Origin of the sequence: Paraliobacillus sp. X-1268 (genome assembly GCF_003426095.1) — a bacterium.
In the GTDB taxonomy this organism is placed as follows: Bacteria; Bacillota; Bacilli; order Bacillales; family Amphibacillaceae; genus Paraliobacillus_A; species Paraliobacillus_A zengyii.
In genome coordinates this window covers 447,622-473,716 of the sequence record NZ_QJSK01000001.1, presented here as the reverse complement: position 1 = coordinate 473,716, position 26,095 = coordinate 447,622, and the positions used below count along the sequence as shown (strand labels likewise).

At 34.9% G+C, this 26,095-nt stretch carries 22 protein-coding genes; all 22 read left to right on the top strand.

Going from position 1 to position 26,095, the window contains the following annotated elements; all coding sequences use genetic code 11:
• Nucleotides 1-3: 3 nt before the first annotated feature.
• The 22 genes from flhA to D2K62_RS02320 all read left to right on the top strand — a co-directional run bounded on the left by flhA (nt 4) and on the right by D2K62_RS02320 (nt 25,631).
• Complete coding sequence (gene flhA / locus D2K62_RS02425) at nt 4-2,037, top strand: flagellar biosynthesis protein FlhA (RefSeq protein ID WP_117148770.1); 2,034 nt, start codon at nt 4-6, stop codon at nt 2,035-2,037.
• On the top strand, nt 2,034-3,146 hold the full coding sequence (gene flhF, locus D2K62_RS02420) for a flagellar biosynthesis GTPase FlhF (RefSeq protein WP_117160863.1): 1,113 nt from the start codon (nt 2,034-2,036) through the stop codon (nt 3,144-3,146). The genes flhA and flhF overlap by 4 nt, the downstream gene beginning before the upstream one ends.
• On the top strand, nt 3,139-4,002 hold the full coding sequence (locus D2K62_RS02415) for a MinD/ParA family protein (RefSeq protein WP_112182703.1): 864 nt from the start codon (nt 3,139-3,141) through the stop codon (nt 4,000-4,002). Before flhF ends, D2K62_RS02415 begins: the two co-directional genes overlap by 8 nt.
• Nucleotides 4,003-4,008: 6 nt before the next feature.
• Complete coding sequence (locus D2K62_RS02410) at nt 4,009-5,079, top strand: protein-glutamate methylesterase/protein-glutamine glutaminase (protein ID WP_112180861.1); 1,071 nt, start codon at nt 4,009-4,011, stop codon at nt 5,077-5,079.
• A gap of 1 nt (nt 5,080) precedes the next feature.
• Nucleotides 5,081-7,102, top strand: coding sequence for a chemotaxis protein CheA (locus D2K62_RS02405; RefSeq protein ID WP_117160862.1), 2,022 nt, complete (start codon nt 5,081-5,083; stop codon nt 7,100-7,102).
• 16 nt (nt 7,103-7,118) lie between these two features.
• Nucleotides 7,119-7,592, top strand: a complete 474-nt coding sequence (locus D2K62_RS02400; protein WP_112180863.1) for a chemotaxis protein CheW — start codon at nt 7,119-7,121, stop codon at nt 7,590-7,592.
• Nucleotides 7,593-7,603: 11 nt separating this feature from the next.
• Nucleotides 7,604-8,236 (top strand): chemotaxis protein CheC, encoded by a 633-nt coding sequence (locus D2K62_RS02395; protein ID WP_112180864.1) that lies wholly within the window; start codon nt 7,604-7,606, stop codon nt 8,234-8,236.
• Nucleotides 8,236-8,736, top strand: a complete 501-nt coding sequence (locus D2K62_RS02390) for a chemotaxis protein CheD (RefSeq protein ID WP_112180865.1) — start codon at nt 8,236-8,238, stop codon at nt 8,734-8,736. The genes D2K62_RS02395 and D2K62_RS02390 overlap by 1 nt, the downstream gene beginning before the upstream one ends.
• A gap of 43 nt (nt 8,737-8,779) precedes the next feature.
• Entirely contained in the window at nt 8,780-9,538 is a 759-nt protein-coding gene (locus tag D2K62_RS02385; RefSeq protein ID WP_112180866.1) for a FliA/WhiG family RNA polymerase sigma factor, read from the top strand.
• Between the two features lie 45 nt (nt 9,539-9,583).
• Nucleotides 9,584-10,954, top strand: coding sequence for a flagellar assembly protein A (locus D2K62_RS02380; protein WP_112180867.1), 1,371 nt, complete (start codon nt 9,584-9,586; stop codon nt 10,952-10,954).
• 22 nt (nt 10,955-10,976) lie between these two features.
• The gene (locus D2K62_RS02375; RefSeq protein ID WP_112180868.1) at nt 10,977-11,285 is read left to right on the top strand and encodes a hypothetical protein; all 309 of its coding nucleotides are present in this window, start codon (nt 10,977-10,979) and stop codon (nt 11,283-11,285) included.
• A gap of 10 nt (nt 11,286-11,295) precedes the next feature.
• Entirely contained in the window at nt 11,296-11,802 is a 507-nt protein-coding gene (locus tag D2K62_RS02370) for a DUF6115 domain-containing protein (protein WP_117160861.1), read from the top strand.
• 157 nt (nt 11,803-11,959) lie between these two features.
• On the top strand, nt 11,960-12,727 hold the full coding sequence (rpsB, locus tag D2K62_RS02365) for a 30S ribosomal protein S2 (protein ID WP_112180870.1): 768 nt from the start codon (nt 11,960-11,962) through the stop codon (nt 12,725-12,727).
• 135 nt (nt 12,728-12,862) lie between these two features.
• Nucleotides 12,863-13,750: a translation elongation factor Ts gene (gene tsf, locus D2K62_RS02360; protein ID WP_112180871.1), complete on the top strand. Its 888-nt coding sequence runs from the start codon at nt 12,863-12,865 to the stop codon at nt 13,748-13,750.
• 138 nt (nt 13,751-13,888) lie between these two features.
• Nucleotides 13,889-14,611 carry a UMP kinase gene (gene pyrH / locus D2K62_RS02355; protein WP_112180872.1) on the top strand — a complete coding sequence of 241 codons (723 nt, stop codon included), beginning with the start codon at nt 13,889-13,891 and terminating at the stop codon, nt 14,609-14,611.
• 3 nt (nt 14,612-14,614) lie between these two features.
• Nucleotides 14,615-15,172: a ribosome recycling factor gene (gene frr / locus D2K62_RS02350; protein ID WP_112180873.1), complete on the top strand. Its 558-nt coding sequence runs from the start codon at nt 14,615-14,617 to the stop codon at nt 15,170-15,172.
• Nucleotides 15,173-15,402: 230 nt separating this feature from the next.
• Nucleotides 15,403-16,185, top strand: coding sequence for an undecaprenyl pyrophosphate synthase (locus D2K62_RS02345; RefSeq protein WP_112180874.1), 783 nt, complete (start codon nt 15,403-15,405; stop codon nt 16,183-16,185).
• 86 nt (nt 16,186-16,271) lie between these two features.
• Nucleotides 16,272-17,036, top strand: a complete 765-nt coding sequence (locus D2K62_RS02340) for a phosphatidate cytidylyltransferase (protein WP_112180875.1) — start codon at nt 16,272-16,274, stop codon at nt 17,034-17,036.
• A 21-nt stretch (nt 17,037-17,057) separates the two neighbouring features.
• A complete protein-coding gene (gene dxr / locus D2K62_RS02335) occupies nt 17,058-18,203 on the top strand; it encodes a 1-deoxy-D-xylulose-5-phosphate reductoisomerase (RefSeq protein WP_117160860.1) in 1,146 nt (381 codons plus the stop codon).
• A gap of 42 nt (nt 18,204-18,245) precedes the next feature.
• Nucleotides 18,246-19,505, top strand: a complete 1,260-nt coding sequence (gene rseP, locus D2K62_RS02330) for an RIP metalloprotease RseP (RefSeq protein ID WP_117160859.1) — start codon at nt 18,246-18,248, stop codon at nt 19,503-19,505.
• A gap of 32 nt (nt 19,506-19,537) precedes the next feature.
• Nucleotides 19,538-21,241, top strand: coding sequence for a proline--tRNA ligase (locus tag D2K62_RS02325; RefSeq protein ID WP_117160858.1), 1,704 nt, complete (start codon nt 19,538-19,540; stop codon nt 21,239-21,241).
• Between the two features lie 100 nt (nt 21,242-21,341).
• On the top strand, nt 21,342-25,631 hold the full coding sequence (locus D2K62_RS02320; protein WP_117160857.1) for a PolC-type DNA polymerase III: 4,290 nt from the start codon (nt 21,342-21,344) through the stop codon (nt 25,629-25,631).
• Nucleotides 25,632-26,095: the final 464 nt, after the last annotated feature.

Sequence of the window (26,095 nt, the reverse complement as noted above, 5' to 3'; positions counted from 1 at the left end):
ATAATGAAAATAAGAGATCTATCCGTTATAATCGGTGTTATTTTAATAATTGTTATGTTAGTTATTCCATTACCGGGTTGGTTATTAAGTATCCTTATTTTAATAAATATTTCATTAGCACTAATTGTTATTTTAGTCTCGATGAACACCACAGAACCGTTACAATTTTCAATATTCCCTTCGTTGTTATTACTCCTAACATTATTCCGCTTAGGACTTAATGTTTCCACAACACGCTCGATTCTATCTACTGGAGAAGCTGGTGGCGTGGTGGAAACGTTTGGTACTTTTGTTATCGGGGACAACGCGTTAGTTGGTTTTGTTGTCTTCTTGATTCTTGTTATTATCCAATTTTTAGTTATTACAAAAGGTAGTGAACGTGTATCTGAAGTTGCAGCGCGTTTTACTTTAGACGCAATGCCTGGAAAACAAATGAGTATTGATGCAGATTTAAATGCAGGAATGATAAATGAACAACAAGCTAAAAAACGTCGTGAAAAAGTTGAGGGTGAAGCAGACTTTTACGGTGCAATGGACGGTGCGAGTAAGTTTGTTAAAGGTGACGCGATTGCCGGAATCGTTATCGTGTTAATCAATATTATTTTCGGTTTAATTATTGGTATGATGCAAATGGATATGACGTTTCCAGAAGCAATATCTACCTTTATGCAACTAACTGTTGGTGATGGACTAGTAAGTCAAATTCCTGCATTACTTATCTCAACAGCTACTGGTATTGTTGTTACACGTGTGGCTTCTGAAGGTAACCTTGGAAGCGATGTAACAGAACAATTGTTACGTTATCCAAAGATGCTGTATATTGCAGGTGGAACAATCTTTATGTTTGGTTTTACACCTATTAACTTTTTCTTAACAACTTCCATTGCAGGGGTACTCGTATTGGGTGGTTACTTGCTATCTAGACCAATTGTAGAACCAGAAGTAGATCAAAAAGGGGAAGAAGAAGCAGCAGATTCACAGCAGATGCAGTCTTCTAATAATGTGGTTGATCTTTTAAGTATGGACCCTATTGAATTTGAATTTGGTTATGCTCTAATTCCTTTAGTTGATACGAATCAAGGTGGGGATTTAATGGATCGTATCGTTATGATTCGCAGGCAGTTAGCAATTGAATTAGGAATTGTTATTCCAGTGGTTCGAATTCGTGATAATATCCAATTAAATCCAAATGAGTATCAATTAAAAATTAAAGGGAATGAAGTTGCACAAGGAGAGCTAATGTTAGATCATTATTTAGCGATGACACCTGGTTTGGATGAAGATGATCTAGAAGGAATAGATACAACAGAACCTGCTTTTGGGCTTCCTGCAAAATGGATAGGTGAAGACGTGAAAGATGAAGCAGAATTATCTGGTTATACAGTAGTTGATCCACCTTCTGTTGTTTCTACGCACATTACAGAAATAATAAAAAAACATGCACATTTATTATTAGGACGTCAAGAAACGAAGCAGTTAATTGATCACTTAAAGGAGTCATATCCTATATTAGTTGAAGAGGTAACGCCTGAGCCATTATCTATTGGTGATGTACAAAAGGTACTTGCGAAATTATTACGCGAACATGTTTCGATCCGAAACTTGCCGATTATCTTTGAAACATTAGCAGACTTCGGGAAAATGACCAATGATACCGAGTTGCTAGGAGAGTACGCAAGACAGGCCTTATCTGCTCAAATTACCAAACAGTATGTACAAAATGAGCAGGGATTAAAAGTTATAACGGTTGCAGGTGAAGTTGAGCAAATGATTTCAGATCATATTCAACAAACTGAACATGGTAGTTACTTATCCTTAGATCCTGATTCACAGCAACGCATTATTCGCTCAGTTACGGAAAAGATAGAGAGTATATCATTACAAGAGGAAACGCCAATTATTCTCTGTTCACCAACTATACGTATGTATATGAAACAGTTACTTGATCGGTTTTTCCCACATGTTGTCGTGTTATCTTATAATGAATTAGAACCTAATTTAGATGTCAAAAGCGTCGGGGTGGTGAATGTTGCATGAAGGTAAAAAAGTATATCGCACCAACAATGCCTGAAGTAATGAAAAAAGTACGAAAAGAACTAGGTGCAGATGCCGTTATCCTTAATTCAAAGGTAATTTATACTGGTGGGTTTTTAGGATTATTTAAAAAAAGAAATATGGAAGTTGTTGCAGCATTAGACCCGCAACCAACTAAGCCTAAAATAGAAGAGCAATCAAAACCGTTTATACCTATGTCTTCAGATATACCAAGAACGGATGATAAACAACAAGTATTATTAGACGAAGTACGTGCGATGCGTAAATGGATGGAGAAAACAACAAGTAATGGGGAAGATATCTTCCCTCCTACATATCAAGCGGTTGTAGATCTCTTGTTGGAACAAGAAGTTGATCTTGATATTGCTCAAGAAGTTGTTGCGAATAGTATAGAAAACAATTCAACTGAGGACACAACATATGAATTAGCTAAAAAACAGGTGGAAGAAGCTGTTAACAAAAAGTTAGCGATCAATGATTTTGGTGGCGTTACTTACCATAAGAAATTCATACATTTAGTTGGGCCAACAGGTGTTGGTAAAACAACGACGATAGCTAAAATAGCTGCGAAATGCATGTTAGTTGATGGTAAAAAGGTTGCGTTAATTACAACAGATACGTATCGCATTGCTGCAATTGAACAACTAAAAACATATTCTAAAATTCTTGATATTCCATTAGAAATTGCTTATACAATTGAAGATTATCGTAATGCTAGAGAAAAATTTAAATCCTATGATATTGTTTTAGTAGACACAGCGGGCCGCAATTTCCGTGATCCTAAGTATATTGCAGAGTTAGGAAAAGTAGTTGACCTTGAACATGATATTGATACGTATTTAGTCTTATCCTTAACTACTAAGTCATCCGATTTAGATGTGATTTATAATCAATTCGAAAACATTCCGATAAAAAAATTAATATTTACTAAAAAAGATGAGACGGGAACCTATGGTGCAATTTTAAACTTAACTCTCAAGTATCAAATAGGTGTTGCGTATTTAACAGATGGACAAGATGTACCAGATAATATTGAAGAGGCTTCAAGTGAAAAAATCAGTCATTTGATAGTTGGAAACTCAAATGAGTGATCAAGCAGCTAATTTAAGAAAAAAAATTGACAGACTTAACGCCAAAAGGCAAGCAAAAACGATTGCAGTTGTAAGTGGAAAAGGTGGCGTAGGTAAATCAAATTTTTCACTTAATTTCGCTTTAAATTTATCAAAAGCTGGAAAAAAAGTCCTTTTATTTGATTTAGATATTGGTATGGGTAATATCGATATTCTATTAGGTGTCCAAGCTAAACGGTCAATTGTGCAAATGTACGAGAATCAATTGTCGATTCATGATATTATAGAAACAGGACCTCATTCTTTGTCGTATATTGCTGCTGGTTCTGGATTAACTGATATGTTTAAAATGGATGAAACTAAATTTCATTATTTCTTGGAACAGCTAGACGAACTTATTACAGATTTCGACTATATTATTTTTGATATGGGTGCAGGAGCTTCTGATGACAGTATGTTTTATGTTTTAGCTGCTGATGAGTGTATTGTTGTTACAACACCTGAGCCTACATCAATGATGGATGCTTACGCTATGATGAAACATATTTGCAATCGAAATTTCACCATACCATTATATCTTTTAGTTAACCGAGCTGAAAATAATAAAGATGGTCGATCTATAATAAACCGTTTACAGAAGGTAATGCAAAGCTTTTTAAACAAAGAAATTGTTCCATTAGGTATCTTACCTAATGATAAATCAGTTTCTAAAGCAGTAATTAATCAAATACCATTTACGATGTATGATCCAAAATCAAAAGTTACGCTAGCAATGATCCAAATCGTGAAGCAATATGTAGGTAATAACATTAATATTGAGAAAAAAGTTCCTTCAACTTTTATAAAAAAGTTAAAACAATTTGTAAAAGAGAGGTAGATTGCCATGAACATAATTAACGTATTAGTTGTTGATGATTCAGCTTTCATGCGGAAAATGATTGCTGATATTCTTCAATCACATCCAAGAATAACTGTTATTGGCACAGCTAGAAATGGGCAAGATGCACTAGAGAAAATTGAACAATTAAATCCGGATGTCATCACATTAGATATAGAAATGCCTATTATGGATGGGATTACTACGCTTAAAAATATTATGAAAGACAAACCAAGACCGGTTATAATGCTTTCTAGTTTAACAAAAGAAGGAGCAAAAAAAACACTTGAATCGATGGAATTGGGTGCAATTGATTTTATTACAAAACCTTCTGGTTCTATTTCCCTAAACATTAGGGAGAAAGATGCCGAAATTAAAACTAAGGTGTTACAGGCAGTAGACGCTAAGATAGATAGGTTAGTTTATAAAGAGCCAAAGCAGTCGGTAATAGCTTCATTTTCGCCACGCTTATCTCGTCAACAAATTAACAGTGATCTAATTATTGGAATTGGGACATCAACAGGTGGACCAAGAGCACTACAGCAAGTAATTACTCGATTACCTAGAGATTTACCAGCATCAATAGCAATTGTTCAACATATGCCTGCTGGTTTTACAAAGTCATTAGCAAAGCGTTTGGATTCGATGTCAGAAATCAACGTTAAAGAAGCTGAAAATAAGGAGATTTTACAAAAGGGTACAGCCTATATTGCTCCGGGTGGATTCCAGTTCCGTGTTGAAAAAACAGCAAAAGGTTTGCAAGCTGTAATTTCAAAGGAAGAAACGCGCAATGGTCATCAACCTTCTGTTGAAGTATTATTTGAATCACTTGCACAGTTACAAACCGAGCAGGTTTTTGCAGTTATTATGACTGGAATGGGTGCAGATGGTGCCAATAGTTTAATCACCTTAAAAGAAGCAAAATCAAATACGGTTATTTTTTCTGAATCCAAAGAAACGTGTATTGTATATGGAATGCCTCAGGCAGCTGAAAAAACAAATGTAGTAGACCATGTTGTTAGATTACCAGAAATAAGTGAAGTACTAGTTAGTCAAATTAAAGCCAGAGGTGAATAAAATGGACATGAATGAATATCTTGATGTGTTTATTGAAGAAAGTAAAGAACATATCCAATCGTTGAATAACCGTCTACTTGAATTAGAAAACGATCCAACTAATATGGACACAGTAAATGAAATTTTTCGTTCTGCGCATACATTAAAAGGTATGTCCGCTACAATGGGTTATAAAGACTTAGCCGATTTAACACATAAAATGGAAAACGTTTTAGATGCTGTACGCAATGACAAGTTAAAAATGAATTCTGCTATTTTAGATGTTGTCTTCGATGCAGTGGATCACTTAGAAGGAATGGTTTTAGATATTGTTGATGGTGGTGAAGGTAAAAAAGATGTCTCTGCAACAGTAGCTAAGCTTGAAGCAATCGAACAGGGTGAGGCGATAGAAGAAGTTGCTGCTACAGCTGCTGTAGCAAATGTAGAATCAACTCTATCTAGTGTAAAAACAGCTGTTGGTGAATTGGATCAATTTGAAGTTGCGGTGTTGCAACAATCAGCAGAAAACAATTACTCTAATTTTCAAGTGAATGTTAGTCTGCAAGAAACCTGTATGTTAAAAGCTGCACGTGTTTATATGGTTTTTCAGATTTTAGAACAGGTTGGAGAAGTAATTAAGTCAAATCCAACTGTATCTGAATTAGAAGATGAGAATTTTGACTATAACTTTACTGTTATTCTAGTAACAAGTGAATCTGCAGAAGATGTCAAACAGAAAATCATGAAAGTATCAGAGGTAGCTGAAGTAGAAATAAGCCTATTTGATTATAACGTCAAAGTCGAAGATACTAGCGAAAAAATGAATCAAGTAGAAACAGCTACGGGAAAAACGACTGAAAAAAGTGAAGAAAAGACAGTACAAAAAGTTCAAGTAACGAGTAAAACAATTCGTGTTAATATTGAAAGATTAGATGCATTAATGAATTTGTTTGAAGAATTAGTTATTGATCGTGGTAGATTAGAACAAATATCAGCTACATTAAAAAACGCTGAGCTTCAAGAAACCGTTGAACGTATGACACGTATTTCCGGTGATTTACAAGGTATTATCTTGAATATGCGAATGGTTCCTATTGATCAAGTGTTTAATAGATTCCCTCGAATGGTTAGACAATTAGCAAAAGACCTAAATAAACAGATTAATTTAGAAATCACAGGTGCGGATACAGAGTTAGATCGTACAGTTATTGATGAAATAGGAGATCCGTTAGTACATTTAATTCGTAATGGATTAGACCATGGGATTGAAACACCGGCTATTAGAAAAGAAAAAGGAAAGCCTGAAGAGGGAACGTTAAAACTACATGCTTATCACAGTGGAAATCATGTCATTATTGAAATCAAAGATGATGGAGCAGGAATTAACAAAGAAAAAGTTTTAGAGAAGGCAATTTCAAACGGTGTTGTTTCTAAGGAAGAAGCAAGTAATTTAACAGATTCTCAAATACACCAGTTGATTCTTTCTAGCGGATTCTCGACAGCAGATAAGATTTCTGATATCTCTGGTCGTGGAGTTGGTTTGGATGTAGTGAAAAATACAATTGAATCGCTTGGAGGAAGTATTACAATCCAATCCGAATTCGGTAAAGGTTCACTGTTTTCTATTCAACTTCCATTAACATTATCGATTATATCGGTACTATTAGTTGAAGTGCACAAAGAAAAGTATGCTATACCACTATCATCAATTATTGAAACTGCAATTGTTAACAAATCAGAAATTATGCATGCACATAATAAACAAGTCATTGATTTCCGAGGTAAAGTAGTACCATTAATTTCTCTGAAACAAGTATTTAATGTACCTGGTGAAGTTGAAGAGGATCAGTTTTGTTCCATTATAATCATTAGACAAGGTGAAAAAATGGCTGGATTAATTGTCGATACATTCATTGGACAACAGGAAATCGTATTGAAGTCACTTGGCGATTACTTAGGTGATATATTTGCTATCTCTGGGGCAACTATTTTAGGTGATGGACAAGTAGCATTAATTGTTGATACGAATGCTTTAATTAAATAATAAGGAGGGATTAATCATGACAGAAGGATTAACAGCAAAAAAGCTTAAAACAATTGTTTTTGAATTAAACAAAGAAGAGTATGCACTGCCTGTTAAACAGGTTGGTTCCATTGAACGTGTTATGCATATTACAAGAATTCCACAGACCTCTCCATTTGTGAAGGGTGTGCTTAATTTACGAGGTGTAGTGACGCCAATTATCGATCTACGAGCTAGATTTGGTCTGGAGGATATTGGTTACACAGAAAGCACTCGTATTATTATAGTTAATTTAGAAGAGTTAGCAGTGGGTTTGATTGTTGATGCTGCCTATGATGTTATTGATATACCTACTGATGCAATTGAACCAGCGCCTGAGGTTATCGGTTCGGTTCAAGTAGATTATATTGAAGGTGTTGCAAAATTAGCTGATCGCTTATTAATTTTATTAGATATGGATAAAGTACTAGCTAAGGATGGATTGAAAGGGCTACACGAAATCGAAAGTTAGTAGGTGAGTATATGTCTTTTATTGAATCATTAACAGCTTATCAATTAGACACATTAAAAGAAGTAGGTAATATTGGATCTGGAAACGCGGCTACCTCTCTATCTACTTTATTAAATAGAAAAGTAGATATGACAGTACCAGCAGTTCGAGTCGTTGGTTTTGATGAGATGATGGACCTAGTTGGTGGTCCTGATAAAATTATTGTATCTGTCTATCTCCGCATTCAAGGAGAAGCTCCTGGTAACATGTTTTTCGTGCTTTCCCCCCCTGAGGCAGAAGTATTTGTTAAAGAGATGACAGGTATAGATAATTTTAATTTAGAAAACCCTCCATTTGACGAAATGGGTTTGTCAGCATTACAAGAATTAGGTAATATATTGGCAGGTTCTTATCTATCAGCATTATCGGATTTCATAAAAGTATTATTACAGCCATCAGTCCCACTCCTACACATTGATATGGCAGCTGCTATATTAACACAAGGATTGATGGAGTTATCACAAGAAAGTGACTATGCTATCATTATTGATACAATTATTAATGAAGAGGGTAATAATAGTGAACCTATTAAAGGGCATTTCTTTTTATTACCTGATCCGGAATCTTTTCCAAAAATATTTGATCGATTAGGTGTTACAAGTTAGTGTTAACAGAAACAAAAGAAATTATTAAAGTAGGCATTGCTGATTTGAAGTTCGCAAAATCTCCGGAAGTTTTGCGAACATCAGGTTTAGGTTCGTGTGTAGGGGTAGTTGTCTATGATCTTACGATGAAAATTGCTGGTATGTCACATGTAATGCTACCAAATTCATCCTTATCAAAACGAAGTGATTTGAATCAATTAAAATATGCAGATACGGCGTTACCAATTTTAATTGAACATTTACTAAAAGAAGGCGCTAGAAAATATGCATTGAAAGCTAAAATTGCTGGTGGTGCACAAATGTTTTCATTTAGTTCTTCTAATGATATGCTTCGAGTTGGAAAACGAAATGAGGAAGCAGTTAAGATGATGCTTGAACAATATCGCATTCCTCTCGTTTCAGAGGATGTTGGTGGTAGTAGTGGGCGAACAATTGAATTTTCTCTCGATACGGGTATGTTAAATATAAGAACAGTAAATTCGGGAGAAAAACAAATATAATTTTTCAACTAATGGGGGAACATGACAACTGTGAGGTGATTTAATGTCAGATTCTAGCCCAGCAATACAAGAGGTTTGGGATAAATGGTCAAATGATAGAGATAACGAATCAGCAAACCAACTGGTTGAGCATTATCTTTATCTTGTTCAATATCATGTGCAACGAATTGCAATCCATCTTCCGAAAAATGTAAGCAAAGATGACATGAAGAGCTTAGGATTAATGGGATTATATGATGCGCTTCATAAATTTGAACCAAAAAGAGATTTGAAATTTGATACATATGCCTCTTTTCGGATTCGTGGATCAATTATAGATGGGCTACGTAAGGAAGATTGGTTACCGCGTTCAACACGTGATAAGTCTAAAAAAATTGATAAAGCACTGCGAGATCTAGAGCAAAAATTGCATCGAGAACCTACGTTAACTGAAGTGGCTGAATTCTTGGGAATGCGTAAACAAGAAGTTGAAGAAATAGTGAAAGATTCACTATTTTCTAATCTTCTATCCATCGAAGAAAAGTCAAGTGAGCATCAAGATGATTATAAAGAAGGTATAGGCTATAATTTACCTGATGATAAGAATTTAACGCCTGAAGATAGCATGTTGACAGCAGAAAGTCATCATGAACTAGAGCAGAGTATTGGACAATTAAATAAAAACGAACAATTAGTCATTAGTTTATTTTACAAGGAAGAGCTTACATTCACAGAAATAGGAAATGTTTTAGAGTTGACTACATCACGAATATCACAAATCCATAAACAAGCTATTTTTAAATTAAAAAAACATTTGGCATGATCAGAAAACCGTATATAGTCGTGTCATAGTAAAGGGGATTATAATATGGAACCTCTTCAGGAAGTATTTGAGTTGAGTGTGTCAACCGATAAAATGCATGCCTCACTTCATGCGAAAGAGACTTTTGATCCAGAAGAACTAACTGTAGAACTAATTTTAAAGTGGTTAAAAGAGCAAAAAATAACAGTAGGTATTCAGGCAGAAGCGATAGAAAAATTAGTTGCGAATTTTCAAGAAGATTTGTTACCACTAAAAATTGCTTTAGGTACATATCCTGTTCATGGAATTAATGGCAAAATTGATTATGTCTGTGAACAGGATGACAATATTGAATTGGAAGAAAAAAGAAATTTCCGTGATGTTAGAAAAATTCCTTCTCTTAAAGAAAAGGAAAAAATTGCAATAGTATCGGATCCAGTGCCGGGAATTGTTGGACTGAATATTTACGGAAAAAAAGTACCTGCCAAATCTGGAAAGCCAATACGGATGCGTGCGGGTAAAAATGTTGAATTTAATGAAAGTGATCAGTCGTTTTATGCTACAGCTGACGGTCAATTGAGCATTGGAGCAAATGTCATCCAAGTATTTGATACATATGAAGTTAGTGGAGATTTGTCTTTAAAGACAGGCAATCTTAATTTTGTTGGGTCTATTATTATTCGAGGTAATGTTCCCTCAGGATATCGTGTAGAAGCAGAAGGAGATATACATATATATGGTTTAGTGGAATCTGCTTACATTCATGCGGGTGGTAACGTGTTTATTTCAGAAGGCATTGCCGGTCAGCGTAAAGGTACAATTATTGCAGGTGCAGATGTCACAGTTAATTACATTAATCAAGCTATTGTTGATGCGGGTAAAGATATCATCGTACATAATGCAATTATGCACAGCCATTGTGTTGCACAAGAGCATATTTATTGCCAAAATGGACATATCATTGGTGGTGTTTGTTCAGCAGGTAAAACGATAGAAGCAAGGGATATCGGTAATAAGATGGATACTAAAACAGAAATTGCTATCGGAATCAATCAGGAACATGCTGAAGAAGAAACAAAATTACTTAAAGAAAAAGAAAGTTTACATGAGAATAAAGAAAAGCTTCGGGTCTTAGGTGAAAGTTTACATAAAAAAGCCGAATCTAATGTTGGTTTAACCTCAAAAGAGCGCATATTTTTATTGAAGCAACGTAATTCAGTAAAACAGACGGATCTGAAATTGGATAAAATTGAGGAAGAACTTTCCTTGTTGCATGTGGAGCTAGGTGATGTAGAACAGGTTAGGTTAATTGTTAAAGGCATCTTACATGAAAATGTTGATTTATCTTTTGGTAAATATCAAATGACAACAAAAATCACCCAGAAGTTTACACAAGTATATTTAGACAATGGTGAAATAACCACGAAAGCACTATAACGCTTGAAAGGAAGCAATCTATATGAGTTGGAGAGCTGTAGAAATGCAAATAGCGCTACCACGTACGCAAGATGCTGGTAAAATACAAGAACAGCTCCAACAACGTGGTCAATTCATGCAAGATGTTATAGCTAATCAACAATTAGCCCAAGATGAGGTTAAACGAAAAACTGTGAATGATTTGAAGCAGAAGGCTGAACTTTCAAACAAAAAAGAAGAAAAGCATCCAACTAATAATGAAACATTGCATGATAATACAAGGAAAAATGAAATTGAATCGCACGCAATAGAACACCCGTATCTCGGTAAAAAAATCGATTTTAATGGTTAAGAGGGGTATTATGGTATATTTCTTATTATTAATAAGTTTTTTATTACATGTGTTCACATTTATTACGATTAAAGTTTTAAAAGATCGTATCATGGAACCCGATGATGTTATAGAAAAACAAGCCCAGCAACAAAAAGAAATGGAAGAACTACTTGCTGTTTATTTGTTAGAAATAAGAGAAGAAAACGAAAAAATAGTTAGCATGTTTGAAAAACAGAAAAGCAGCAGTAAGAAAAATAATGTATCTAGTCCTCCAAAAATAAATAATGAACAAGAGAAAAAGTATGAGAAAGCAGTTCAGATAAATGAGACGGTAACATCTAATGAACCTGAACCTATAACTGATTATCAGCCACCGATAGGTGATGATTTTCAGGATACAGTAGAACAATCATTATCTGCACAAGTATTATCTTTGTATAATCAAGGTGAATCTATTGAGTCTATTGCAAGAAAATTAGATTCAGGTAAAACAGAGATTGAACTAATGATAAAATTCCATAAAAAAAACAGTTGAAATTGCTTGATTGCATGTTTTGGTTATGGTATAGTTACTTTTGGTGTCAATCACACACGCTTATGGATGATAGAGATGGTGCTAATCGAATGATTAGTTTTTCTATAAATATGAAATAAGCGGAGGCATAAAACCAAATTATTAGGAGGAAAAAATCATGGCAGTAATCTCAATGAAACAACTTCTTGAAGCTGGTGTACATTTCGGTCACCAAACTCGTCGTTGGAATCCAAAGATGAAGAAATACATCTTTACAGAAAGAAACGGTATTTATATCATCGATCTTCAAAAAACAGTTAAAAAGGTAGATGAAGCTTATAATTTCGTAAAACAAATTGGCGAAAATGGAGGTACTATTCTTTTTGTAGGTACTAAAAAACAAGCACAAGAGTCTGTTAGAGACGAAGCGATTCGTTCAGGTATGTTCTTTATTAACCAACGTTGGTTAGGTGGAACACTAACAAACTTCGGTACTATCCGTAAACGTATTAATCGTATGAAAGATATTGAACGTATGCAAGAAGACGGTACTTTTGAAGTACTTCCTAAAAAAGAAGTAGTAGGCTTAATGAAAGAAAGAGATCGTCTTGACAAATTCCTTGGTGGAATTAAAGAGATGAAGAAAGTTCCTGATGCTTTATTTATCATTGATCCACGTAAAGAGCGTATCGCTGTTGCAGAAGCACACAAATTGAACATCCCGATCGTTGGTATTGTAGATACTAACTGTGATCCTGATGAAATTGATTATGTAATTCCAGCAAATGATGATGCTATTCGTGCAGTAAAACTTCTTACTGGTAAAATGGCAGACGCTATTTTAGAATCAAAACAAGGTGAAGAACTAGAAGAAGTTGAAGCTCCTAATGCTACAGAAGCTGAGGCAACTGAGCAAAAAGAAGCGGAAGCTGCAGTAAAAGAATAAGTTTAATTTACATGGGGTGATAAGGGGGTAACCCTTTATCACCTTTTTTCAGAAATACTATCTTACATTTGAATGATTTTACTTATATAATTGATAGAAAACTATCAATTTGGATAATCTAAGGAGGAAAACATAATGGCAGTAACAGCACAAATGGTAAAAGAACTGCGCGAGCAAACTGGTGCGGGTATGATGGATTGTAAAAAGGCTTTAACAGAAACAAACGGTAATATGGAAGAAGCAATTGATTTTCTTAGAGAAAAGGGTATTTCAAGTGCAGCTAAAAAATCTGATCGTATTGCAGCAGAAGGTTCTGCATATGTAATGGTTGACGGTAATACTGCTGTATTATTAGAAGTTAATTGTGAAACAGATTTTGTTACAAAAAATGACCAATTCAAGTCAATCTTAGAAGAATTAGCAAAACACTTATTATCACAAAAACCAGCAAATGTTGAAGCAGCACTTCAACAGCCATTACATGGTGAAGGTGAAGTATTAGAGCAATTTATTCATGCTAACATTGCAAAAATTGGTGAAAAATTATCTTTACGTCGTTTCTCTATTTTCGAAAAGACAGATGCTGACGCTTTTGGTGCTTACATTCATATGGGTGGAAATATTGGTGTTGTAACTATACTTGAAGGCACAACAGATGAAGCTTTCGCTAAAGATGTTGCGATGCATATTGCTGCAGTAAATCCTCGTTATGTGACACGTGATGCTGTTGCAACTGAAGAAGTAGACAAAGAGCGTGAAGTACTTAAGACACAAGCTTTAAATGAAGGTAAGCCAGAGAAAATTGTTGAAAAAATGGTAGAAGGTCGCTTAAGTAAATTCTTTGAAGAAATTTGTTTGCTTGAACAGAGCTTTGTTAAAGATCCAGATCAAAAAGTTAAAAAACTAGTTGCAGATAAAGGAGCAACTGTTAAAGGCTTTGTTCGTTATCAAGTCGGTGAAGGTATGGAAAAACGTGAAGATAACTTTGCTGAAGAAGTAATGAACCAAGTAAACAAAAAATAACGTTATATCTCATTTTATATCGTGGGATAAAATCGATTTAAACAGTTAGGGGACACGTGGTGTTCCCTTTTGTTTAGAAACAAGACAAGAAATATGAAAATAGAAGAAAACAATAAAATTACATATATGGAGGTTATTATGACTACTGCCCACTATCAAAGAATTGTGTTAAAATTAAGTGGAGAAGCGCTAAGTGGAGAAAAAGGTTATGGACTTGAACCAAGTGTAATTAAATCGATAGCTACGCAAGTAAAAGAAATTGCAGAGTTAGGTGTTGAAATTGCAATTGTAGTAGGCGGCGGTAATATATGGCGCGGTAAAGTTGGAAGTGAAATGGGAATGGATCGTGCAAACGCTGATTACATGGGTATGTTAGCAACAGTAATGAACTCCTTAGCTTTGCAAGATAGCTTGGAAAACCAAGGAATTCAAACGCGTGTTCAATCATCGATTGAAATGCGCCAAGTTGCCGAGCCATATATTAGAAGAAAAGCAATTCGTCACTTAGAAAAAAAACGGGTTGTTATATTCGCGGCTGGTACAGGTAATCCATACTTTTCTACTGATACAACGGCGGCACTACGAGCTGCTGAAGTAGATGCTGAAGTAATCTTAATGGCAAAAAATAATGTAGACGGTGTGTATACATCAGATCCTAAATTAAACAAAGATGCAGTTAAATATGAAGAACTTACTTACTTACAAATGTTAAATGATGGACTTGGTGTAATGGATTCTACGGCTTCATCGTTATGTATGGATAATGATATTCCGCTTCTCGTTTTTTCAGTTATGGAAGAAGGAAATATTAAGCGCGCCGTACTTGGTGAAAAAATCGGTACAATTATAAGGGGGAGATAAGTTATGTCACAAGCAGTAATTAATGATCTAAAGTCAAAAATGGCTCAAGCAGTGCAATCTTTTTCTAAACAATTATCGACGGTAAGAGCAGGCCGTGCTAATCCTGCATTATTGAATAATGTGTTTGTTGATTATTACGGTGCCCCAACACCTTTAAATCAACTTGCAACGATATCGGTACCAGAAGCACGTTTATTACTAATTGCACCTTTTGATAAAACATCTATACCGGATATTGAAAAAGGAATTCAAAAAGCGGATTTGGGATTAGCGCCTTCTAGTGACGGAAATGTTGTACGTATTAGCATTCCAGCACTTACAGAAGAACGTAGAAAAGAATTGGTAAAAGTTGTTGGCAAATATGCCGAAGAATCTAAAGTTCAAATTCGTAATATTCGTCGTGATTCAAATGATCAATTAAAAAAAGATGAAAAAAATGGCGATATAACAGAGGATGAATTAAGAGGTTTCCAGGATGATGTTCAAAAAGAAACCAATAACTATATTTCTGAAATTGATGAAATAGTAAAATCAAAAGAAAAAGAAATATTGGAAGTCTAATCGTAAATAATTAATTGAAGATGTATAATAGACGAAGGCCCTCTGAATAAAGGGGGTCTTTCCTTTTTATAACAATATTACTACTGAACAGTTAGAAAGCTAGCTGAAGTGAAAGTGTTTTTCATTTGCTAGTGATTCGAGTGCCATTACGTGGTAAACTGATTAAAGGTATGATATCTTATAATGAATTCATCATAGCGTTAAGTTTTACACACGATGGGGGACAGACAATGTCGATTTTTAGATTTCCTTTCTTTAAAAATAAAAACTCTAAAAAGCAGTTAATTGAAGAAAATGATAGAATAAATGATGCTTTTGCACTACCTGAACATGTTGCAATCATAATGGATGGAAATGGTCGTTGGGCTAAAAAACGTGGACTTCCAAGGTTTGCTGGTCATAAGGAAGGTATGGATAATGTAAAAGATATTGTACGTGTAGCAAACAAGCACCATATTAAAGTACTTACTTTATATGCTTTTTCGACAGAAAACTGGAAAAGACCTAAATCAGAAGTAGAATATTTACTTAAATTACCTAAAGAATTTATACATACATATTTACCAGAGCTAATTAGAGAAAATGTTCAAATTAAAACAATTGGAGCATTTGATTTACTACCAGAACATACGAAAAAAGCTGTACAAGCTGCGAAAGACAAAACGAGTGAAAATGACGGACTCATTCTAAACATTGCGTTAAATTATGGTAGTAGATACGAAATAATACAAGCGATAAAACATATTGCGAAAGATGTAGAAACAAATCAGTTGGATATGGATCAGCTTGATGAATCTGTATTCTCCAATTATTTATTCACAAGTGATCTAAAAGATCCAGATTTAATTATTCGAACAAGTGGAGAGCAACGTTTAAGTAACTTTTTATTGTGGCAAGCAGCCTATTCAGAATTTTGGTTTACTGATGTGTATTGGCCTGATTTCAATGAGAAAGTATTTGAGCAAGCGTTAGTGGATTATCAAAACCGTAAGCGTCGCTTTGGTGGTTTATAGTCACTATATATTTTAAAGTGTAAATGAGCAGATATAAAATATACTAAATCAAAACTAGTAGATTTAGGACATGAAGGTGAACAAATATGATGCAAAGAGTAATCACAGCAATTATAGCAATACTGCTTTTCTTCCCGTTTGTTTTTATAGGCGGATGGCCCTTTTATATAGTAATGTTCTTAATTGGTTCAATTGGTCTGTTAGAACTATTGTACATGAAGAAGATGACGCAATATCCAATTCCAACTGCTTTTACACTTCTTTTATTATGGACGTTATTATTCGATTTTAAGATTGATAAATCAGAAATAATGTTGATTATTGTTTTATTGTTATTAAGTTATACTGTACTTGTTAAAAATAAGTTTACATTTGAAGATGCTGGTTTTCTGTTATTATCAGCTATGTATATTGGTTTAGGTTTTTATTACTTTATTGAGACACAGCAAGCTGGATTAGAATTTATTTTTTACGGGATAGTTATTATTTTAGCCACTGATACAGGTGCATACTTTTTTGGGAAAGCATTTGGTAAGCGAAAACTGTGGCCAGAAATTAGTCCGAATAAAACAATTGAAGGTGCATTGGGTGGAATCTTTTTAGCTTGTGTTGTTGCGGTTATTTTTCAACTAATTGCACCAGTACATTCCTCTATACTGATCGTATTACTTGTAACTATTTTTGCAAGTATATTTGGGCAAGTGGGCGATTTAGTGGAATCTGCTTTTAAACGATACTATAATGTAAAAGACTCCGGAAAAATACTACCTGGTCATGGTGGGATTTTAGATCGATTTGATAGTTGGTTATTTGTCTTTCCATTTCTGCATTTTATTCAATTTGTTTCATAGAATCAGATAGGAGTGTTTGAAATGAAACATATCACTTTACTCGGTGCCACTGGTTCAATAGGGCTGCAGACCTTAGATGTGATTCGACATCATCCAACTGATTTTTCGATCCATGCATTGGCTTTTGGCAAAAATGTTAAACAAGCCGTTCCTTTAATAAATGAATTCAAACCAACTAAAGTTGTTGTTTTCGATAATGAGACAAGGCAGTTATTAAAGAAAGAAGTTTCATCTGTTCAGATATTAATAGGAAATGAAGGCCTGGTAGAAGTTAGTGTGGATATAGAAACAGATGTTTTAGTAAATGCTGTAGTAGGTAGTGTGGGACTAGATGCGACAATGCATGCCATACAAGCGAATAAAACAATTGCGATTGCGAATAAAGAAACATTAGTAATGGCAGGGCATTTAGTAATGGAGAAGGCGAGAAAGCATCAGGTAAACCTATTACCGATTGACAGCGAGCATTCTGCTATTTTTCAATGCCTACAAGGCGAGAACAGTAAAGAAGTGAACCGCCTTATATTAACTGCATCTGGTGGTAGTTTTAGAGACAAAACAAGAAAAGAATTAGAAGATGTTACGGTTGATGATGCGTTAAAGCACCCAAACTGGAATATGGGTAAAAAAATAACAATTGACTCAGCGACTATGATGAATAAGGGATTAGAAGTGATAGAAGCACATTGGTTATTTGATATCCCATATGATGCAATCGATGTTATATTACATAAAGAGAGCATTATTCATTCCATGGTAGAATTTCATGATAAAAGCGTAATCGCGCAATTAGGTACAGCTGATATGCGTACACCAATCCAATATGCATTAACATATCCATCACGTTTAGCATTACCACAAACAAAGCGATTAGATTTATTAGAAATAGCAGAACTACATTTTGCTAAATTAGATTTTGAACGTTTTCCATGTTTGCATATGGCTTATCAAGCTGGTAAAGTTGGCGGAACAATGCCAACGGTGTTAAATGCTGCAAACGAAATCGCTGTTCAATTATTTTTACAAGATAAGATAACTTTTTTACAAATCGAATCTATTATTGAACGCGTTATGAATGAACACGAAGTTATCACTTATCCAGATCTAGAAGTAATTCAGGCAATAGATAAAGAAACAAGAATAAAAGTTGCTTCTTTTCTAAAGTGATGTAAGTTAAGTAGTAGGTAAAAATAAAGGAGAGTGCTGTTGTTGAACACAATTATTGCATTTATTTTAATGTTCGGCTTACTTGTGTTCGTTCATGAGTTTGGACATTTTATCTTTGCTAAAAAAGCAGGGATGTTAGTAAGAGAACTTGCAATTGGATTTGGTCCAAAAGTCTTTTCGATAAAGAAAAAAGAAACACTATATACGATTCGATTGTTACCTATGGGTGGATATGTTCGTGTGGCTGGTGAAGATCCAGAAATAACGGAATTAAAACCAGGACAGCAAATTGCACTTGAATTTAATCAAGCAGGTTCTGTCGATAAAATTATTATTAATAAAAAATCGAAACATCCAACTGCTCGTGTTATTGAAGTGGAAAAGGCAGATTTAGAACATGAATTATTTATCGAAGGTTATGATGTAGGAGAAGAGGAGAAGTTACGATTTACTGTTGATCCGAAAGCAGATTTTGTTATGGATGAAGTCGAGACGCAAATTGCTCCTTTTGATCGTCAATTTGCTTCCAAAACAAAAAGACAACGTTTCATGCAATTATTTGCTGGCCCGATGATGAACTTCCTTCTTACAATTGTAATCTTCGCTATATTAGGGTTTACACAAGGTGTTCCAACAGATGAAGCTAAATTAGGAACTATTCAAGAAGACAGTCCAGCTGAGGAAGCAGGATTTGAAGCTGGTGATGAAGTAATTGCAATTGATGGCACGCAGGTGACAATGTGGACGGAATTTCAAACGACAGTTAGAGATAATCCGGAGACAACGTTAACCATGACGATTTTACGAGAGAATGGTGAAGAACAGGAACTTGTCGTAACACCACGATTGGTAGAATCACAAGATCAACAATTCGGGCAATTGGGAGTTAGGCAGTATATGGAGAAATCAATTGCAAAAGCAATTCCATATAGTATAGAGGAAACATACGCGACTTCCATCTTAATTCTCACTAGTTTGAGCCAACTTGTAACAGGTGATTTTTCAATTGATATGCTTGCTGGACCGGTTGGGATTTATGACGCAACTGATCAGGTTGTACAAAATGGGTTTGCAACCTTCTTAATGTGGACGGCTATGTTAAGTGTTAATCTAGGTATTATCAACTTACTTCCGTTACCAGCATTAGATGGGGGAAGATTATTGTTTGTTGGTATCGAAGCTGTTCGAGGTAAACCAATTTCTCCAGAAAAAGAAGGGTTTGTTCATTTTGTCGGATTTGCTTTACTGATGTTATTAATGATTGTCGTAACATGGAACGATATTCAACGCTTATTTTTATAAGAAATGAACTATTACAAGAGGTGTAAAATAAAATGAAACAAAGTAAAACACTAATACCTACATTAAAAGAAATACCAGCAGACGCAGATGTAACAAGTCATCAATTATTATTGCGAGCAGGCTTTATTCGACAGACTGCATCGGGAATCTATAGTTTTTTACCATTGGGAAAGCGAGTACTTCGAAAGGTAGAAGATATAGTTCGTGAAGAGATGGATAATATTGGGGCAAATGAAATGTTAATGCCAGCTTTACAACCAGCTGAATTATGGAAAGATACTGGCAGATGGCAAACTTTTGGTCTAGAGCTGATGCGAATTAATGATAGACATGAGCGAGAATTTGCATTAGGAGCTACACACGAAGAAGTAGTGACAAGTTTGATTAAAGATGAAGTGAAAAGTTATAAAAAACTGCCACTTACTGTTTATCAAATTCAATCAAAGTTTCGTGATGAAAAAAGACCTCGTTTTGGCTTATTAAGAGGTCGAGAATTTATTATGAAAGATGCTTATTCGTTTCATGATTCATATGATAGTTTAGCTGATATGTATGATAACATGTACCAAGCCTATTCAACTATATTTACAAGATTAGGTTTGAATTTCCGAGCAGTTATAGCAGATTCAGGTGCAATGGGTGGAAAAGATACACATGAGTTTATGGCGTTATCTGAAGTTGGTGAGGATATTATCGCATTCTCAGATACATCTGATTATGCCGCCAATATCGAAATGGCTGAAGTGGTTGATCAATACGAGAAGTCGAATGAGCAAGCTTTAGCGTTAGATAAAGTTGCCACACCTAATCAAAAAACAATGCAAGATGTAGCTGATTACCTTGAACATACATTGGACAAGGGGTTAAAAGCCTTATTTTTCAAAGTTGATGAATCTTTTGTTTTAGTTGTTACAAGAGGGGATCATGAAGTTAATACAATAAAGCTTAAAAATCTTTATCAAGCTGCAACTGTTGAATTAGCAACAGAAACAGAAGCAAAAGAAATATTAGGTGCAGGTTTTGGTTCTTTAGGTCCAATAAAAGTTGAAAATGATGACGTGGATATTGTGGCGGATTATGCCGTTCGTCATGCTGTAAATGTGACGTGTGGTGCTAATGAAGAAGGCTATCACTATGTGAATGTAAATCCAGAGCGTGACTTTTCTGTAACTAAATATGCAGATATTCGTTTTGTTACAGAAGGGGATCCTTCTCCAGATGGACAAGGTGTAATTAAATTTGCTAGAGGTATTGAAATTGGTCAAGTTTTCAAATTAGGTGAATTTTATGCAGAGAAGCTAGGGGCTAGCTTCTTAAATGAGCAAGGAAGAGCAACTACGATGATTATGGGCTGTTATGGAATTGGTGTTTCTAGAACGTTAGCAGCAATTGTGGAGCAATACCATGATGAAAAAGGGATAACATGGCCAAAACAGCTTACACCTTTTCAAGTACATTTACTTGTCCTAAATAGTAAAAAAGAAGAACAAGTAACGCTTGCTGATGAATTGTATGCTGATTTAAAAGCTAAAGGTATTGAAGTACTTTACGATGACAGAGCTGAACGTGCTGGTGTTAAATTCGCTGACAGTGACCTTATCGGAATCCCTTATCGAATTTCTGTTGGTAAGCGTGCAGATGAAGGTATCGTAGAATGTAAAACACGTGTTAATGGGGAACAGTCAGATCAGCATAAAGATGATGTAATTGCTTATATACAAAGTTTATTAGCATAAGAATTTAAAAGCCCTTGTCCTAAAGAATAGGTGACAAGGGTTTTTATGCGTAGTAGAATAAGATAGAAAGATTATTTGTTCAAATGCTAGGGGGATTAAATTGAGTATATCGAGTAACGATAAAATGAAAGTATTATTAGAACAAATAAATTTGACAGATCCTGAAGACACTTATTTTTCGGAAAGTCAATTAACGAAATTAGAAGTATTCAAAGCAGAAAAACGTTGGCATTTTCATATTCAGATCAAACAAATCTTACCTGCTAAAACGTATCGACTTTTCTGTTTGAAACTACAAGAAACCTTCTCGCATATTGCCTCTGTAGATTGGACACTTTATGCTGAAAATAAAAATATGATTAACGAAGAGGTTAGTGCCTATTGGCAGGATTTCATTGGATCAGTCGGGGATCTTTCACCTGCATATAAAGATCTTGTTGAGAAGCAACAACCACAAATAAATGGTAATAAGATTATTGTAACCGCCCGAAATGATGCGGAAGCAAATGCCCTTAGAAAAAGGTTAGAACCAGCATTTCGAACATATTGTCATAAGATCGGTGCAATGGCTTATACATTATTAGTTGATGCGAAGACTGAAATAGAAGATATAAAGAAGTTTAGAGAGCAAAAAGCCCTGGAAGATAAAGAATTAGTCCAAAAAGCAGTAATGGATAAAGAAGTTCGCGCTAAAGAGAAACAGGCAGGCGTTTCGAATGAACCAGTAATGATTGGATATAAAATTAATGATGAACCAGTACCAATGAAAGAAATAATAGAAGAGGAAAGACGTATTGTTGTACAAGGGTATGTTTTTGCTGTTGATATTAGAGAATTACGTTCAGGAAGACATTTGTTAATCATTAAAGTAACAGACTATACAGACTCTTTCTCCTTAAAAATGTTCTCAAAAGGTGATCAAGATGCTGATAAATTTAAAACAGTTAAAGAAGGCATGTGGATTAAAGCAAGAGGTAGTGTACAAACGGATACATTTACCAATGAATTAACGATGATGCTTAATGATATTAATGAAATAAAAGTTAAGAAAAAAGAAGATAAAGCTCCTGAAGATGAGAAGCGTGTTGAATTACATGCGCATACCACAATGAGTCAAATGGATGCTGTTGTAACAGCATCAAAATTAATTGAACAAGCTAGTAAATGGGGACACAAAGCATTTGCCATTACGGACCATGCAGTAGCACAATCTTATCCGGAAGCTTATGCAGCAGGTCAAAAGCATGGTGTTAAAATACTCTATGGCCTAGAAGCTAATATAGTAGATGATGGTGTACCAATTGCTTATAATGAACAAGATATTGATCTCGAGTCAGCAACTTATGTTGTTTTTGATGTTGAAACAACTGGTTTATCTGCAGTCTACGATACGATTATTGAGTTGGCGGCAGTGAAAATTAAAGATGGAGATATCGTGGACCGGTTTGAATCGTTTGCAAATCCACATCATCCGTTATCAGAGACGACAAATGATTTAACTGGTATTACAGATGATATGGTGAAGGATGCTCCTGATATTGAACAGGTACTAGAAGATTTTAAAAAATGGGCAGGAGAAGATATTTTAGTTGCACATAATGCAAGCTTTGATATGGGTTTCTTAAACCAAGGAAACGAAAAGGCTGGATTAGATAAAGCAATTAATCCTGTCATTGATACGTTAGAATTAGCTCGGTTTTTGTTACCGACTTTAAAAAGTCATCGCTTAAACACATTGTGTAAGAAGTTTGATATCGAATTAACCCAACATCACCGTGCGATTTATGATGCGGAAGCAACAGGTTATTTAATGTGGAAATTGTTAAAAGAAGCAAGAGAAAAAGAAATCACCAATCATAACCATTTTAATATTCATATGGGTGAGGGAAATGCCTATCAACGCGCACGTCCACATCATGCAACAATACTTGCACAAAACGAAATTGGACTAAAAAACATTTATAAGTTAGTTTCTCTTGCACATATAGATTATTTCTATCGCATACCGCGAATACCACGTTCTAAATTACAAGCACACCGTGAAGGTATTTTAGTTGGTTCTGGTTGTGAAAAAGGTGAAGTTTTTGAAACAATGATGCAAAAGTCGCAGGAAGAAGCTGAAAAAGTTGCTGCTTTTTATGATTATATTGAAGTGCATCCACCGGCAAACTATTATCCGTTGATCAGTAGAGAGCTTGTTCAAAATGAAGCGCAAATTTTAGATATATTACGAAACCTCGTTGCACTTGCGGACCGGTTAAAGAAACCTTGTGTTGCAACAGGAAATGTACATTATTTAGAAGATCGAGATAAGTTATATCGTCAAATTCTTATTTCATCTCAAAGCGGAAACCCGTTGAGTCGACAAACACTTCCAGATGTACATTTCCGAACAACAGATGAAATGCTTGCGAGTTTTGACTTTTTAGGTCAAGAAAAGGCAAAAGAAATAGTTGTTGAAAACACACAAAAAATTGCGGATCAATTAGAATCAATTAAACCGATAAAAGAAGATCTATATACACCAAACATTGATGGAGCAGAAGACGAAATACGAGAAATGAGTTATAATTTCGCTAAAAACATTTATGGTAATGATTTACCTGAAATAGTTGAAAAGCGTATTGAAAAAGAACTGAAAAGTATTATTGGGCACGGTTTTGCTGTTATTTACCTTATCTCACATAAACTTGTAAAAAAATCATTAGATGATGGTTATTTAGTTGGTTCTCGTGGTTCAGTTGGTTCGTCATTGATTGCAACATTAACAGAAATAACAGAGGTAAATCCTTTACCACCACACTATGTGTGTGCAACCTGTCAACACCATGAGTTTTTTACAGATGGTTCTGTTGGTAGTGGCTTTGATTTACCAGATAAGAATTGTCCGTCTTGTGAAACAAGTATGCGTAAAGATGGTCAGGATATACCATTTGAAACCTTCCTAGGATTTAAAGGGGATAAAGTTCCCGATATTGATTTGAACTTCTCAGGTGAGTACCAACCAGTAGCACATAACTATACTAAATTGCTGTTTGGTGAAGATAAAGTATTTCGAGCCGGTACAATCGGTACTGTGGCAGAGAAGACTGCATATGGTTATGTAAAAGGATATGCAAGTGATAATCAATTACAAATGAAAGCTGTAGAAACCGATCGCTTAGTTCAAGGCTGTACGGGAGTAAAACGTACTTCTGGACAGCACCCTGGTGGAATTATTGTTGTACCTGATGATATGGAAATCTATGATTTCACACCTATCCAGTTTCCTGCCGATGATCGTAATTCAGAATGGAAAACAACGCATTTTGATTTCCACTCGATTCATGATAATTTATTGAAATTAGATATACTTGGACACGATGATCCTACCGTGATACGAATGCTACAAGATTTAAGTGGTATTGATCCAAAAACAATCCCAACAGATGACGAAGAAGTAATGAAAATTTTCTCAGGCCCTGAAGTATTAGGTGTAACGAAAGAGCAAATCATGTGTAAAACAGGTACATTAGGTGTTCCGGAGTTTGGTACGAAATTTGTTAGACAAATGTTAGAAGATACAAAACCAAAAACATTCGCAGAGCTCGTAATTATCTCTGGTTTATCCCATGGAACTGATGTGTGGCTTGGGAATGCACAAGAACTAATTAATAAGGGGATTTGTAAATTACCAGATGTAATTGGTTGCCGTGATGATATTATGGTTTATCTAATGCATAAAGGGCTAGATGCCTCATTAGCTTTTAAAATTATGGAATTCGTTCGTAAAGGAAAAGGTCTACAAGACGAATGGATTGTAGAAATGAAGAAAAATAATGTTCCTGAATGGTACATTGATTCGTGTAAGAAAATTAAGTACATGTTTCCAAAAGCACACGCTGCAGCATATGTTTTAATGGCGGTTCGAATTGCTTACTTTAAAGTACATCATCCGATTCTTTTTTACGCAGCTTACTTCTCTGTGCGTGCAGATGATTTTGATTTAGATCTTATGGTGAAAGGTTCATCTGCGATGCGTAAACGAATCGAAGAAATTTTGGCTAAAGGTAATGACGCTTCACCAAAAGAGAAAAACGTTTTAACAGTATTGGAATTGGCGCTTGAAATGAATGAAAGAGGATTTACTTTCCAAAGCGTTGATTTATACAAATCAAGTGCAACAGATTTTCTAGTTGATGAAAATAGTTTGATTCCGCCGTTTAATGCTGTTGATGGTTTAGGAACAAACGCAGCATTAAATATTGTAAAAGCACGTGAAGAAGGCGAGTTTTTGTCAAAAGAAGACTTACGAGAAAGAAGTAGAATTTCTAAAACAGTTATAGAATATTTAGAGAATCATGGTAGCCTAAAAGGAATGGAAGATAAAAATCAATTATCGTTATTTTAGATAAAGATTTTTTTATGAAAAAATGTTTAATTACTCAACTTTCACAATGAAAAACAGGCGCTTAAGTCTTGGTATAACAATATAGTCTAACAATAGAAGTTGACTTCACACTTCTTTAGTAATCATCCGTGCGTGTGATCTTAAGCACTTGAGAGAGAAACGCTGTCATAAGTGTCTTACAACTTTAGACACGCTACGGTAGCCAATGGTCTCCCTTTCCGTAGCACAAAACGTTTGCTATTTCCACAGGACAAGGAATGCTTCTAAGAATTTACATCGCACGAAGGAAATCGATTTGTATTTTCGAGGAGTCTCAACCATTTGCTACCTTCGCTGGATAGCGTATCTTTGTTTTAAACTTTTGAAAATATTACTCTTATTGAACCTAACGCTTATCTTGCTATGCTTTAATTACAAATAATTGAGCATTTTACACAATTTTTAATTCGCGGACTAAAACTAGC